This window comes from Micromonospora fiedleri (assembly GCF_016774385.1).
Taxonomy (GTDB): Bacteria; Actinomycetota; Actinomycetes; order Mycobacteriales; family Micromonosporaceae; genus Micromonospora; species Micromonospora gifhornensis.
Genome location: NZ_JAETXL010000001.1, coordinates 220,766 through 235,049 on the forward strand (window position 1 = coordinate 220,766; position 14,284 = coordinate 235,049).

The window sequence follows — 14,284 nt, forward strand, 5'->3', positions numbered from 1 at the left end:
CAACCATCAACAGCGCGTCACGACATCGATGGAGGCAATGGTGGACGACAAGGTCCTCGAGGCGCAGCAATGGGTCAATTCCACGTACGGCGCAGTACCCGGCTACAACCGCTGCCCAGAGAACGGGCGCACCGGCTGGTCGACCATGTACTCCCTGACCAGAGGGCTCCAGCACGAACTTGGCATCACCAGCCTGTCCGACGCCTTCGGTCCGACAACCCTCTCTCGGCTGGCGGCGCTCGGCGCCATCGGCCCGGACACCACCAACCCCAACATCGTCAACATCGTGCAGTACGCCCTGTTCTGCAAGGGTTACTGGGGTGGGCCGGGTGACGGCGTCTACGGCGTTGACACGGCCTCTGCCATCGCGGAACTGAAGTACAACGCCGGCTTGGACGCCTCCGACACCAATGTCCAGCCGAAGATCTTCAAGGCACTGCTCACCATGGACGCCTACGTGGTGCTCGCGGGCGGAACCGAAACGATCCGGTCGATCCAGAAGTGGCTTAACAGCCGATACTTCAGCCGCCGTGATTTCTTCCTCATCCCCTGCGATGGAATCTTCTCCCGGGACGTGCAGAAAGCACTCTTCCTGGCCATCCAGTTCGAACTGGGAATGACCGACGATCAAGCCACCGGCGTGTTCGGACCGGGAACACAGGCCGGTTTGCGCAACAACCTGCTGTCACAGGGCTCGTCGGGAATCTTCGTCAGCATATTCACCGCTGCGATGGTCTTCAATCGCATACGCCTGTCTAACGGCAACACCTACACCAACTTCACCAGCAGTTTCACCTCAAGCGTCGCCTCGGCGGTCAGTGATTTCCAGACATTCTCGGCCCTGCTGCCCCCGAACGGCCGTGGGGACTTTGCCACCTGGTGCCAACTACTGGTGTCCACCGGGGATCCCAGTCGCCCTGGCACCGCCGTCGACTGCATCACCACCATCACCGATGCACGGGCCAAGACGTTGTACAGCAACGGCTACAGGTTCGTGGGCCGATATCTGGACGAGAAGCCCTGGGGCACCCTCAACAAGAGGATCCAGCCGGGCGAGTTGGACACGATCTTCGCGAACGGCCTGAAGGTCTTTCCAATTTCACAGTACTACGGCGAGGTGGTCTCCTACTTCACCTATTCTCAGGGATTCCAGGACGCGGTGGATGCCCATATCGCCGCCACAGGATACGGCTTCAACACCGGTACCGTAATTTATTTTTCGGTCGACTACGACGCAACTCAGGATGAGATCGAGTCTCACATTCTTCCATATTTCCGAGGCGTGGTCGCCGGACTGGCCGATCGAGGGAAGAAGTACATCCACGGCGTGTACGGATCACGCAACGTCAGCGCTCAGGTGACCGCCCACACGTACGCACGGTGGTCTTTCGTGTCGGGCATGTCCACCGGATTCTCCGGCAACATGGGCTTCCCCCTGCCGGAGAACTGGTCGTTCAATCAGATCCAGACGCTTTGGCTCGGGACCGGTGACGGGCGAATCGAGATCGACAAGAACATCTACAAGCCGGGATCGGACCCCGCGGTGGCCTCGGTCAACGACCCCATTTCAGAGGCCGACGCGTTCGTGGGATACATCAACACCTTGCTCTCGTGGGCCCGCAGTTACGGAGGAAACCGCCCAGCAGATCAACTGGTGATGGAGTTCCTTCGCCATGAGGACTACAACAGCGAGCAGTGGAAGCTGTTGATCGGGAGCATCGACGAGGGATTCAAGAACCATGTGCTTGATCGACTCAGAGCAAACAACATGCGCATGATCAGAGAATTCCGGGACCCCTTCTATGGCGTAGACATCAAGGTCTCCCACCTCGGCGCGTCCTGCAACGCGGCGTACCTGCTACCACAGCCCGCCGGGACCTACACCAACCGAGGCGACGTCGGCGGCTGGGGCGGCGACTGGATGACCTTCTACGGCGAGTGGCGTCGGGACAGCGACAGCTACTCGTCTGGGCGCACCTACTGCCACGAGAAGTTGGCCAAGGTCGACGGCGTCGGAACCTTCAAGTTGCGTGATCTGATCGAAGACGCGGACGCATACAACATCGCCAAGGACGTGCGGAACGGGACGAGCATCTGGGCGTCCATGTACGTCAACTATTCCGGGGGTGGCCACCTCTCCAGATTCAAGCGATTCTATGAGGGCCGCTTCGTCAACGCGGCCAACGCCAAGGCGATCAGCCGGGACATCCTGCTGACCACGGCCGACCCTATTCTTTCCACCGGCCGCGCCTACCTCATCCAGACAACCGGTGGAGTGCCCACCCTCATGCCACACCTGTTGCCGAGCAACAAGCTCGACGAGTTCTGCCAAGGCTTCGCCGACATGCTCTTGGATCGGGTGGGGCAGGAGAACGCCCGCGTTGCGGCGCTGCGCGCCCAAGGCAAGATCTGAGCCATGAAGACAGCTGCAGGGTTCGTCGTCGGAATCGTCGTGGCACCAGCTGCTGCCATCGTCACGTACGTGCACGGCCTGTGGGTGAGCCACCTTCTCGATATTCGAGCCACCAGCGAGTACTGCACCGCCAAGCCACTCGCTTCCACCGCGACCAGCGCCGACTGGCTGCCACTGCGCCACGTTTGCCGCTATGCCGACGGCACCAGCACCGATCTGGTCCCCGGTTACGTCAACCCGATCATCTTCCTCTGCCTGTCCATCGCAGTGGTGAGCACGGCGCTCGCTTTGCGATCCGCCCGCCGCTCCCGTGCAGCCGAACCGACAACCTTGGAGTCGCCACAATGAGTAATGCGCCAGGTCTGTCCCGCCGGCAACTTCTGTCCACCACCGTCGCAGCAGCCGGTGCGGTGGTCGTCGGCGCCGCTGCCACCGCGCCGGCCCAAGCAGCACCGCCGCGTCCGAGAAACTGGGCTCGGTCCACAAGTCAGAACGGTTGGCCCGTGGTGGATGGCGCCAAGGTGGCGAGCCACCGGGTCGAGGGTAGCGACGCGCGTATCACGCTGGCAGTCGGCGCGGTGTCCACCGTTCTTCTCCACGTGCTACGCCGGTTTCACTACGAGGTCGGTGCAGTCGGGCGCGGCGACCTGATCGGACATCGCACAACGAGGGCGGTAGTCGCGGCGTTCGAGTCGAACTACCTGTCGGGCACCGCTGTGGCGATCCGGCCGAACTTCTATCCAGTCGGCTCCGCCGGCAACTTCTTCACCGGCGAAATGCTGGTGATCCGCGACATTCTCGCAGAATGCGACGGTGTTGTGCGCTGGGGTGGAGACGACCGAGACCAGCCCTCGGAAGGGCATTTTCAAATCGACGTACCTCCGGGTGACGCGCGACTCGACCGGTTGGCACGCACCTTCGAGGAGTGGGCCGACCAGCCGGACCGAGGACCAGGAACGATGATCGATCTGCTCAACGCTCGTCGCCGAGGCGCGGCCAAGGATCTGCAGGCGCGTCAGCGGCCGTTCTGAAGAGGCTGAGTGGAGGTACCTGGACCGGGACGGCGCGGTTCGCCCCGCCGTCCCGGTTGGGGTCCTCCGTCAACGGGCGATCTCGGTGACCCGGGACTCGCGGACCACGGTCACCCGGATCTGACCGGGATAGGTCAGCTCCTCCTCGATCTGCTTGGCCACGTCCCGGGCCAGCACCGCCGCGCCGATGTCGTCGACGTCGTCGGGCTTGACCATCACCCGGATCTCCCGGCCCGCCTGCATGGCGAAGACCTTCTCCACGCCGAGCTTGCCGGCCGCGATCTCCTCGATCCGCTCCAGCCGCTTGACGTACGCCTCCAGGCTCTCCCGCCGCGCCCCCGGCCGGCCCCCCGAGCAGGCGTCCGACGCCTGGGTCAGCACCGCCTCGACGGTCTGCGGCGGCACCTCGTTGTGGTGCGCCTCGATGGCGTGCACCACGTCCTCGCTCTCGCCGTACTTGCGGGCCACATCGGCGCCGATGATGGCGTGGCTGCCCTCCACCTCGTGGGTGAGCGCCTTGCCGATGTCGTGCAGGAACGCCGAACGCTTGATCAACGGAACGTCGAGGCGCAACTCGGCGGCCATGATGCCGGCGATGTGTGCGGTCTCCACCAGATGCTTGAGCACGTTCTGCCCGTACGAGGTGCGGTAGCGCAACCGGCCCAGGAGGGTGACCAGCTCCGGGTGGATCTCGGTGATGCCGACCTCGACCAGGGCGTCCTCGGCGGCCCGCTGGCACAGCTGATCCACCTCCTGCCGGGCCAGGTCGTGCACCTCCTCGATCCGGTGCGGGTGGATCCGCCCGTCCAGCACCAGCTTCTCCAGCGTCAGCCGCCCTACCTCGCGGCGCACCGGGTCGAAGCAGGAGAGGAGCACCGCCTCCGGGGTGTCGTCGATGATCAGGTTGACCCCGGTCACCGACTCGAAGGCGCGGATGTTGCGGCCTTCCCGGCCGATGATCCGGCCCTTCATCTCGTCACCCGGCAGATGCAGCACGCTGACCACGCTCTCCGCGGTCTGCTCACTTGCCACCCGCTGGATCGCGTCGACCACGATGTGCCGGGCCCGCTGCTCCGCGGTGGACCGGGCATCGGACTCGATCTCCCGTACCAGCAGCGCGGCCTCCCGCTTGGCCTGGCCCTCGATCGCCTCCACCAACTCGGCCCGCGCGCTGTCGGCGGTCAACCCCGCGACCCGCTCCAACTCCCGACGCCGCTGGCTCTCCGCCTCGGCCAGCTCCTTCTCCCGGGCATCCAGGGCCGCCTCCCGGGCGGCGAGCGCGGCACTGGCGGCGGTCAGCTGCCGTTCCCGCTCGGCCAGCCGCTCCACCTCCTCGGTGTGCATCCGCTCCCGCTCGTCCATCCGGGCCGCCCGCCGCTCCACCTCGGCCGCCTGCTCCCGGGTGGTCGCGGCGAGCACCGCCACCTCCCGCTCGCCGCTGCGCCGGGCCGCGGTCCGCAACTGCTCGGCGTCGGCCTCGGCCTGCTTGTGCGCCCGTTCGAGCACCGTGTCCGCCTCGGCACGGGCGTCGTCGAGGACCCGACGGGCCTCCGCCCGGGCCGCCTTCGCCTCCGCCTTGGCCGCCGCCGCCTCGGTGCGGGCCGCCGCCGCAGCGGACTTCGCGACGTCGATCGTGCTGTTCGCCTCGTCGGCAGCCGTCCGCAACGCGGCCAGCGACTGCTCCTGGCGATCCTTCTCCGCGATGTACGCCGGATCCTCCGGCGCCGGCCGCGTCTGCAACCCGCGCAGCACCCGCGCCCCGAAGACCGCCGCGGCGAGCACCACCAGGGTCAACACCAACACGACGATCAGAAGTACGACGTCCAGCGCCCTCATGCCGGCACTCCGCTCCGTCGAACCGCCCGACGGCTCGACCCGGCACACCCTCGAAACGCCGGTTCCGGGTGTCCTGAACTCTGCTCACCCTCGTCGGCCGCGCCGGAGTCGGCGCCGGCCGGTTCGCAACGCTCGCTCATGCTGGCCACCCGGTGAACCTCTGTCGCCTCGCCATGGCGCGCCTCCCCTGAACGTCGCGCCGTAGGAATCCGCCGGTGGGCGTGTTCCTACGGCTCTGGACGCCCGACCGGAGCGCAGGCCGTGGATAGCTCTCCCCGCCGACGGTGTTCCTCGAACCGTCGGCAGGCCAGGTGCAGTTGTCGCCTCGGCCCCGGACCGGCCTGTCCGAAGCTGGCGTCAGTGGCCGTTCCTGCTGGCCAAAGTGATGCTGTTCTGTTACGCGATCTATGTTGTGCGCTTAGCCTGCGCTTGGTCGGGCAATGTGAGCCTTTATGGCGAGGCTAGGTCTCTGAGGGCGTCCGGTCAAGAAGTCATGATCAAACCACCCGGACGGAGAGAAGTTGAGTGGTGACGCTGCGCTGATAACGAGTCGGGCGGCTGCGGACAATCGCGACGTTCGGTCGCCTGCCGAGCCCGCTGCCGCCGACTACCGCACGGTCAACCGGCACCCCACGCCACGGCGGCGGCCACCAGAGCGGCATTGTCCCGCGCGAGCGACCCGTCGGGCAGCCGGAGCGTGTCCTCCAGCCCGATCCGGGTGTCCAGACCCCGCCGGACCGCCTCCGCCAACACCACCCAGACGCCGGCACCCTCGGCGTGCAACAACACCGGTGGCCCCGACGGCGCGAGCGCGTCGAGCATAGCCGCCGCTTCGGCCAGGGCAGACTCCGGCGACGGCGCCATGCATTCCACCAGCACCCGACCGACCGGCACCCGCCATCCGAGGTACGCCTCGACCGCCGGCATCGTCCAGAGCCCGGCCTCCACCATCACGCCCCGCTCGTGCAGCGCCCGCGCGACCGCCTCCGCCCCCGGCTCGTGGGCGTTGACCGAGGCGAAGTCGGGCAGCACCGTCCAGGCACCGACCGCCGCCGCCCGGGCGAGCGGATCCGGTTCGATCCACGCCCCGGTGCTCACCCCCACCGGCAGGCCCGGCACCGCGGCACGGATCGCCACGACCGCGTCGGCGATGTCCGCCGGACGCAACGACTCGACCCCGTCGGCGGTACGCGGATGGACGTGCACCGCACCGACACCGAGCCCGACACACCGGGCCGCGTCGGTCGCCAACTCGGTCGGGCTCAACGGCACCGCAGGGTGGGAGTCACGACCACGGTCACCATTGAGGCACGCCAGCAACACCTCGCGCCTCCTCTCGACCAAGCCGCTCGGCGATCACCCCTGGGCGGCTGCCCCACCCGCCCTCGGCGATCACCCCTCGGCGGCCCATCACCTCTGGGCGGTCATCTCTCGGCCGCCCATCACCCCTCGGCGGCCGAACACCCCCTGGGCGGTCATCCCTCGGCGGCGGTCATCCCTCGGTATCGGTGAGGGCGTCGGCGTCGATCTGTTCGGCGAACTCGGCCGCCTCGGCGCTCTGCGCCGCGAGGGCGTCCTTCACGGCCCGAATCGCCACCCCCGGTGGGTAACCCTTGCGGGCCAGCATGCCGACCAGCCGCCGGAACACCGCGTCCGGCTCACCACGGGCGGTACGCAGCTTGCGTTCGACCAGCGCACGGGCCGTTTCCGCCTCGGTGCTCTCGTCCAGCTCCTCGAGCGCCGCGCTGGCCGTGTCACCGTCGACTCCGCGTTGCCGTAGCTCGTTGGCCAACGCCCGACGCGCCAGCCCACGACCGGCGTGCCGGCTGCTCACCCAGGCCCGGGCGAACGCGGCGTCGTCGATGATGCCGACCTCGTCGTAACGGTCGAGGACGGCGTCGGCGGTCTCCTCGGAGATGCCCCGCCGGGCCAGCGCCGTGGCCAACTCGGCACGGGTACGGGGGCGGACCGCGAGCTGCCGCAGGCAGATCTCCCGGGCCACCTCGGCCTCGTCCCGGGGGGTATCAGTCGCCTGGTCGGCGTCGGCCCGCCCGGCGGCACCGGGGCCCGGTGGGGACTCGTCGTCGGACGTGCGGCGGCCCCGGCGCGGACGCGGTGTGGGATCGCCCGTGCGGGGCGGACTGGCATCCCAGCCCCGCCCCGTACGGGCACGTCGTCCAGCCACCGGGCAGATCAGAAGTCGACCGGCGGCAGCTCCGGGCCACCGGCGGCATCGCCCGCACCGACCCCGACGCCGAGCTTCTCCAGGATCTTCTTCTCGATCTCGGCGGCCACGTCCGGGTTCTCCCGGAGGAACTCGCGGGCCTTCTCCTTGCCCTGGCCGAGCTGGTCGCCCTCGTAGGTGTACCAGGCACCGGACTTCCGGATGATCGCCTGCTCGACGCCGACGTCGATCAGCGAACCCTCACGGGAGATGCCCTTGCCGTACATGATGTCGAACTCGGCCTGCTTGAACGGCGAGGCGACCTTGTTCTTCACGACCTTGACCCGGGTGCGGTTACCGACCACGTCGGTGCCGTCCTTCAGGCTCTCGATGCGCCGCACGTCGAGCCGGACCGAGGCGTAGAACTTCAACGCCCGACCACCCGTGGTCGTCTCGGGGCTGTTGTGCACCATGACCCCGTCGACGAAGTAGTTGTGGTTGCCCTCCACCTCGATGTCGAACCGGTTCATCGAACGGGTTTTCGGCTTGACCCGCACATCGATGATCCGGGCCGGCACCGGCATGATCTCTTCCGGAACGAACTGCGGCTCGACGGTGCACTGACCCCGCAAGCGCGGCAGCAGCTTGGCCTCCATCGCGGCAGGCACGTACGGAGCGATCAGTTCCTGGAACTTCGCTGACGCCTCGGTGGTGAAGATGATCGACGCTGTCTGACGTGCGCCACGGGAGACCAGCTTCACGTCCATGCCGTACGCGTCGCGCAGATGCTCCACCAGACGGCTGCGGCTGCCCTCCGCCATCGCTTCGACACAGATCTCGATCCGGCCGGAGCCACCAGCCGTGCGCGCCTGAACCCCCTTCGACCGGAGCGTGAAGCAACCATCGTCCATGTACCACACCGCGAGGGCCAACGGATTGAGCGCCTTGAGGTAATCCCAGCTCAGGTGCTTCTTGCCATCGCCCAGGTAGACCGCACGACGCAACTCGGCCAGCTCGGGCAGCGGCGTGAAGTCGACGAAAGCAGCACCTCGGGTGTCGGTACGCCGGGAGTGGCTGATGTTGCCTAGCAGCGAGACCTTCCAGTCGAGGTAGTCGACCTGCTGCTCGCCGTGGCCAAGGCGGAATCGAACGCCGTTGCGGTCGTGGCGGTTCGGCGACAGGGCACCGTCACCCATCAGCGAACCGAGCACGACCTGCCACTGCTGCTCGCTGAGCCGCCGCGCCTCGGCGAGCATCACCCGGTCACCGGCGATAAGCTCGCCCGCCTCTCGCCAGCCGCCCGGCGTACGCACCAGGTGGTTTGCGGTGGCAGCGAACTGGGCGCGACCGTTTCCGCCCGACTTGGCGACGGTGAACTGAAGGAACTGTTCCGCCGGACCGTTGTTGAACCAGTTGGTGATTCGTTTCGGCTCCACCCGGTCGGTGTCCGGGTTGTAGGAGAGGACCTCGACGTCCAGCCGCTGGTTGACGATCTTGCCGATCTTCTCCTGCGTGCCGTCGGCGAGAGTGACCCTGGTCGAGTACGACATGCACCCGAACATCACGCCGATCTTCTCGCGGAGCTGGTTGATGAAGATCGCGGTGGTGCCGGTGTTGTTGAGCACACCGGTGATCTTCCGCAGCGCCTGGCTCATCAGCCGGGCCTGCAGACCCACGTGGCTGTCGCCCATCTCACCCTCGATCTCGGCGCGCGGCACCAGCGCGGCGACCGAGTCGATCACGATGATGTCCAGCGCGCCGGAGCGGACCAGCATGTCCGCGATCTCCAGCGCCTGCTCACCGGTGTCCGGCTGGGAGACCAGCAGGGCGTCGGTGTCGACACCGAGGGCCTTGGCGTACTCCGGGTCGAGCGCGTGCTCGGCGTCGATGAAGGCGGCGATGCCGCCGTTGCGCTGGGCGTTGGCCACCGCGTGCAGGGCGACCGTGGTCTTACCGCTGCTCTCCGGGCCGTAGATCTCGATGACCCGCCCTCGGGGCAGACCACCCACGCCGAGCGCGACGTCGAGCGCGATGGAACCGGTGGGAATGATCGCGGTCTGCACGACCGGCCGCTCCCCCAGCCGCATCACCGAGCCCTTGCCGAACTGCTTGTCGATCTGAGCAAGAGCAAGGTCGAGCGCCTTCTCCCGGTCAGGCCCTGCCGCCATCGTTGCCACCCCTGCCTTCGCCGGCGTCTTTCCTGAGCTTCGCGTCACGCGACACACGCTAGGCGCTGGGTCCGACAGAAAACCAGCCGACCGGCCGTGGCCTGTGGACGAGCACCTCGCTGTGGACAATAGCCGAACAGGTGTACGAGTCGGCAAGAGACACGCGGAAGTAACGAATCGACTGCTCAGCGTAGCCGGGTCGGCACCCGGTCGGGGTAGGCGGCGACCACCGCCCGCCACACCACGTGCGTCTGCTCACCCTCGGCGAAGGCCTGCTCGATGGTCCGCCCACCGAGCTGCGACAGCACCTGATCGCTGGCGATACTGGCCGCGTAGCCCGGCCCGAACGCCTCCTCCAGTCGCGTCCAGAAATCGGTCAGCCGCACTATGCCCGACCCTCCTCGTCCGGTGCGCCCGGCCGCACCGGACGCAACGCTAGCGCCAGCAACGGTGCCACCGCGACCGCGGCGAGCAGGCTCAGCACCGGATAGCCCGCCCACTGCATGACAAACCCGCTGACCGCACCGGCCAGCGCGCCGGCCAGCCCCATCAGCAGGTCGGACAGGCCCTGCGCGTTCGGACGGATCGCGTCGGGCACCGACTCCGACAGCAGGGTGGAACCGGCCACCATGGTCGCCGACCAGCCCAGCCCGAGCAGCACCAGCCCGACGGCGAGCCGGAAAGTGCTGTGCCCGGCGGTGCCGGCGACCGCGCAGGCGGCCAGCAGCATGCCGACCCCGCCCAGGATGACCCCGCGCCGGCCGAGCCGGTCGGCCAGCCAGCCGACCACCGGCGCCAGCGCGTACATGCCGGCGATGTGCAGGCTGAGCACCAGGCCGACCACCGGGAGCACGTCCTCGACGGGATAGTGGTCCCGCAGGTGCACCGGGGCCATCGCCATCACCGCCACCATCACCAGGTGGCCGACCGCCACGGCGGCGACACCGAGCCGGGCGGCGGGCTGGGCGCGTACCGCCAGCCAGCCGGCACGCAGGCCCGCGCCGCGCCCGGCCGACGACGCGGCGGGCAGCTTGACCGGCGTCGCCGCACCGGCCCCGGCGGCCACCGCCCCGGCCGGCTCGGTGCCGCCCGGCCCGGTGGCGGGGTCCGCGCCGGCCGCCGCGAGCCGGCGGGCGGTGAGCAGCGGGTCAGGTCGCAACAACAGCAGCAGTACGCCGGCAGCCAGCAGGAACGCCACCGTGCTGAAGGCGAACGGGCCGGACAGTGGTGGCAGTCCCAATCCTCCGCCGGCCCGGTCGGCGAGCGCGGCGAAGTTCGGTGCCGCCACCGCGCCGACCGTGGTGGCCCAGACGATCAGTGACAGTTGCCGGGCCCGACGGTCCGGCGCGGCAAGATCGACCGCGGCGTAGCGGGCCTGGAGATTGGCTGCGGAGCCGCCACCGAACATGAGCATGCCGAGAAAGAGCAGCGGAATCGACCCGCTCGCCGCGGCGAGCACCACCAGGGCCCCGCCCACGGCCCCGACACCGTACGCGAAGGCCAGGCCGGGGCGACGACCGTGCCGGGTGATGATCCGGGTGACCGGGATGGCGAGCAGCGCACCGCCGACCACGGAGGCGCTCAGCACCAGGCCGGAGACCGCAGTGCCGGCGATCTCGGCAGCGAGCAGCCCGCCGACGGCGATGCCGATGGTCACCCCGATGCCACCGATGATCTGGGTGCTGAACAGCAGCCGCAGGGTACGCCGCTGAATCGGCACGATGTCGGGCGGCGCGGCTGCCGTGGTGGTCAGATCGGTGGTCAACGCTCGTCCTCGGCTTCCGTCACGATTCCCGGCCGCGCCCGATGATCTCTCCTTCGTGATCTCCTGGTGCTGCCTGGCCTGCTGGCGGCAAGTGTGTCACTGACCTGCCGGATTCCGCTGCCTGGTGGCGAGCCGACGAACCCGGTCAGGGTCAGGACGGCCGCGCCGCCACGACTGCGAACACCAGGGCCCAGGACGCCTCGCCGACGACCCGCACGCCGACCAGTGCCAGCGTGCCGGATCCGGTGATCATCACGGCGAGCGGCGTTCCGTGTCAGGTAGGTGGGCAGTTGGGTGCGTACTCGGAGCCGGGTGCGGGCAACGGTCAGGTGAGGGCTCGTGCAGCGGTCACGCTCGTGCAGCGGTCAGGTGAGGGCTCGTGCGGCGACGGTCAGGTCGGCGACCAGTCCTTCGTACGCCTTGTCCTGGTCGTCCGCGCGGAGCACGGCGGACGGGTGGATGGTGGCCAGCAGCTGGGTCGGTGGCGCGTCCGTGGTGTCCCCGGCACTGTCCACCGGCACCCGCTGGAAGTCCTCAGGGTGCTCGGCGGCGGCCGGCCAGGGCAGCAGCTCGCCGCGCTGACGGGTGACCCGGAAGCTCGGGCCGAGCAGCGCCTTCGCGGCGGTCGCGCCGAGCACCACGATGACCTGCGGGTTCAACTGGGTGAACTCGGCGACCAACCAGGGTCGGCAGGCGGTGATGTGCACCCGGTCCGGGGTCTGGTGGATCCGCCGCTTCCCGCGCAGCTCGAACCGGAAATGCTTGACCGCATTGGTCAGGTAGATGTGCCCGGGGTCCAGCTTGGCGTCGTCGACAGCGCGGCGCAGCAGCCGACCTGCGGGACCGACGAAGGGCAGACCCTTCTGGTCCTCCATGTCGCCGGGCTGCTCACCGACGAAGACCACCCGCGCCGTGGCGTCTCCCCGGCCGAAGACGGTCTGTGAAGCGTCGCGGTACAGCTCGCAGCCCTGACAGCCGGCAGCCGCGGCCCGCAGTTCGTCGAGAGTGTCCGCCTGCGGCGGAATGAACTGCTGGGCACCAGGCGCAATCTCGACCATGCCGACCTTTCTACCCGCCCCTCCCACCACACCACTCCCCACCCCTACTCCACCCACACCACGCACACCACCCACGCACTCCACCACGCCGCCACACCAGCACATCGCCCCGCAGCCGCCCCCGCGCCGCCGCCGCCACCCGCACCGTCCACGTCGATCAGATTGCGTCGATCATGCACTTCCGGTCTCCCTTTGGGGCGGATATGACCGTTACGCCGCGACAAGAAGTGCAAGATCGCGGGGCGAGGGTCGGCGGTGCCGCCCGCGCCGTCGGCGATCGCTCGACCGCACCGTCCGCGCCGACCAGACCACGTCGATCATGCACTTCCGGTCCCTCTCTTGGGCAGATATGACCGTTGTGCCCCGACAGAAAGTGCAAGATCGCGGGGGCGAGGGCGGGCACGCGCGGGACGAAGGGCGGTGCGCGCGGGCGCGCGAGGGCGAGGGCGGGCGGGGCGCGCAAGGGCGTGGCTCGAGGGCTGTTAGGTGGTGAAGGTGGGGGGTGGGGTGGGGTGGGCGGCTTGGGTGAGGGTGTGGGCGAGGGGGTGGAGGTCTGCGTCGGTGAGTGGGCTGACGGTGAGGCGTAGGGCGGGTGGGCTGGCGATGCGGAAGAGGGCGCCGGGGGCGGCTAGCCAGCCGGCGTCGCGCAGCATGGTGGAGGCGACGGTTTCGTCGGTCACCGGTACCCACACGTTGAGTCCGCTGCGGCCGTGTGCGGTCAGGCCGCGTTCGACGAGGGCGTCGACGAGTCCGCGGCGGCGGCGTTCGTAGCTGTCGGCGGCCTGTTCGATCAGGGCGGTCACCGCCGGGTCGCGCCAGAGGGACAGCACCAGCCGCTGCGCCACGGTGGAGACCCAGCCGGTGCCGACCCGGGTACGGCCGGCCACCCGGGCCACCGTCGTCTCGTCCCCGGCCAGCACGGCCAGGCGCAGGTCGGGGCCGAAGGGTTTGCTCACCGAGCGGACGAAGGCCCAGTGAACGGTCGCCCCGGCGAGCGGGTGCAGCGGTACGCGGGCCAGTTCGGCGGCGTGGTCGTCCTCGATCAGCAGGACGTCGGCGCGGCCGGCAAGCAGGTCACGCAGGGCGGCGGCGCGGTCGGCGGAGACGGAGGCGCCGGTGGGGTTCTGGGCACGGCTGGTCACGATGAGCGCCCGGGCACCGGCCGCGAGCGCGGCGGCGACGCCCGCGACCAGTGGGCCGTCGTCGTCGAGTGGTACGCCGATCGGGCGCAGGCCGAGGGCGGCGATGAGGTCGAGCTGGTTGGCCCAGCCGGGATCCTCCACCGCGACGGCGTCACCGGGGCGCAGGTGGGCGGCGAGGAGTCGTTCGATGCCGTCGAGCGCGCCGCTGCTGAGGGTCAGTTCGGTGGCGGGTACGCCGTCGGCGGTGAGTCGCCGGCGGGCCGCCTCGGCGAACTCGGGCAGCGTGCCGGCGTCGGAGTAGCTGATGGCCGGGCCGATGGTGTCGGCGAGCGTGGCGAGGTGGGGGCCGAGCGGCGGCAGCAGCCGCGCGTCGGGTTCGCCTTTGGACAGGTCGCGCAGCCCGGCGGCGGGTGGGGGGCGTAGTGCGGCCCGGCGGGCGGCCACCGGTGGGCGGGGGCGGACCCGGGTGCCGTGCCGGCCGGCGGTGACGATGAGTCCGCGTTGGCGCAGTTCGGCGTAGGCGCGGGAGACGGTGGCCGGGCTGACGGCCAGGTCGGCGGCGAGGGCGCGTACCGGTGGTAGCGGGTCGCCGGGGGCGAGGGCGGCGTCGCGGATGCCGGACTCGATGCTGGCGGAAATCTCGGCGGCTGTCGCACCGCTCACCTGATATCGTGCTGACACAAATTCAGCATTGTACTAGAACAAAG

The 14,284-nt window shown here is 69.2% G+C and carries 11 protein-coding genes and 2 pseudogenes; 3 read left to right on the plus strand and 10 right to left on the minus strand.

Going from position 1 to position 14,284, the window contains the following annotated elements; translation table 11 throughout:
- Positions 1–37 precede the first annotated feature (37 nt).
- The 3 genes from JMF97_RS01035 to JMF97_RS01045 all read left to right on the plus strand — a co-directional run bounded on the left by JMF97_RS01035 (position 38) and on the right by JMF97_RS01045 (position 3,444).
- Positions 38–2,413: a glycoside hydrolase domain-containing protein gene (locus JMF97_RS01035; protein WP_238358486.1), complete on the plus strand. Its 2,376-nt coding sequence runs from the start codon at positions 38–40 to the stop codon at positions 2,411–2,413.
- Positions 2,414–2,416: 3 nt separating this feature from the next.
- Positions 2,417–2,761 carry a hypothetical protein gene (locus JMF97_RS01040; protein ID WP_203219805.1) on the plus strand — a complete coding sequence of 115 codons (345 nt, stop codon included), beginning with the start codon at positions 2,417–2,419 and terminating at the stop codon, positions 2,759–2,761.
- Positions 2,762–2,916: 155 nt separating this feature from the next.
- Positions 2,917–3,444 carry a hypothetical protein gene (locus JMF97_RS01045; protein WP_203219806.1) on the plus strand — a complete coding sequence of 176 codons (528 nt, stop codon included), beginning with the start codon at positions 2,917–2,919 and terminating at the stop codon, positions 3,442–3,444.
- Between the two features lie 69 nt (positions 3,445–3,513).
- Here JMF97_RS01045 and rny read toward each other — a convergent pair whose 3' ends face one another.
- The 10 genes and pseudogenes from rny to JMF97_RS01085 all read right to left on the minus strand — a co-directional run bounded on the left by rny (position 3,514) and on the right by JMF97_RS01085 (position 14,258).
- Entirely contained in the window at positions 3,514–5,280 is a 1,767-nt protein-coding gene (rny, locus tag JMF97_RS01050; RefSeq protein ID WP_013732235.1) for a ribonuclease Y, read from the minus strand.
- Positions 5,281–5,898: 618 nt separating this feature from the next.
- Positions 5,899–6,603 (minus strand): 3-keto-5-aminohexanoate cleavage protein, encoded by a 705-nt coding sequence (locus JMF97_RS01055; RefSeq protein ID WP_203219807.1) that lies wholly within the window; start codon positions 6,601–6,603, stop codon positions 5,899–5,901.
- Between the two features lie 169 nt (positions 6,604–6,772).
- Positions 6,773–7,465, minus strand: coding sequence for a regulatory protein RecX (locus JMF97_RS01060; protein WP_203219808.1), 693 nt, complete (start codon positions 7,463–7,465; stop codon positions 6,773–6,775).
- Positions 7,466–7,473: 8 nt separating this feature from the next.
- Positions 7,474–7,974, minus strand: coding sequence for a hypothetical protein (locus JMF97_RS31695; RefSeq protein ID WP_377676526.1), 501 nt, complete (start codon positions 7,972–7,974; stop codon positions 7,474–7,476).
- A 171-nt stretch (positions 7,975–8,145) separates the two neighbouring features.
- Positions 8,146–8,700: pseudogene (locus tag JMF97_RS32290) on the minus strand (LAGLIDADG endonuclease); the annotation flags it as partial.
- A gap of 60 nt (positions 8,701–8,760) precedes the next feature.
- Positions 8,761–9,612 (minus strand): annotated as a pseudogene (gene recA / locus JMF97_RS31705) (recombinase RecA); the annotation flags it as partial.
- 185 nt (positions 9,613–9,797) lie between these two features.
- Entirely contained in the window at positions 9,798–9,998 is a 201-nt protein-coding gene (locus tag JMF97_RS01070) for a DUF3046 domain-containing protein (RefSeq protein ID WP_013732231.1), read from the minus strand.
- Complete coding sequence (locus tag JMF97_RS01075) at positions 9,998–11,377, minus strand: MFS transporter (RefSeq protein WP_203219810.1); 1,380 nt, start codon at positions 11,375–11,377, stop codon at positions 9,998–10,000. Before JMF97_RS01075 ends, JMF97_RS01070 begins: the two co-directional genes overlap by 1 nt.
- Before the next feature lie 365 nt (positions 11,378–11,742).
- On the minus strand, positions 11,743–12,435 hold the full coding sequence (locus JMF97_RS01080) for a UdgX family uracil-DNA binding protein (protein ID WP_203219811.1): 693 nt from the start codon (positions 12,433–12,435) through the stop codon (positions 11,743–11,745).
- Between the two features lie 482 nt (positions 12,436–12,917).
- Positions 12,918–14,258 (minus strand): aminotransferase class I/II-fold pyridoxal phosphate-dependent enzyme, encoded by a 1,341-nt coding sequence (locus JMF97_RS01085; protein ID WP_203219812.1) that lies wholly within the window; start codon positions 14,256–14,258, stop codon positions 12,918–12,920.
- Between the last annotated feature and the right edge of the window lie 26 nt (positions 14,259–14,284).

Excerpts from the sequence above, each read along its gene's own strand:
- JMF97_RS01080 (WP_203219811.1), bottom strand. The coding sequence starts at position 12,435 with ATGGTCGAGATTGCGCCTGGTGCCCAGCAGTTCATTCCGCCGCAGGCG.
- JMF97_RS01035 (WP_238358486.1), top strand. The coding sequence starts at position 38 with ATGGTGGACGACAAGGTCCTCGAGGCGCAGCAATGGGTCAATTCCACG.
- JMF97_RS01040 (WP_203219805.1), top strand. The coding sequence starts at position 2,417 with ATGAAGACAGCTGCAGGGTTCGTCGTCGGAATCGTCGTGGCACCAGCT.
- JMF97_RS31695 (WP_377676526.1), bottom strand. The coding sequence starts at position 7,974 with ATGAACCGGTTCGACATCGAGGTGGAGGGCAACCACAACTACTTCGTC.
- rny (WP_013732235.1), bottom strand. The coding sequence starts at position 5,280 with ATGAGGGCGCTGGACGTCGTACTTCTGATCGTCGTGTTGGTGTTGACC.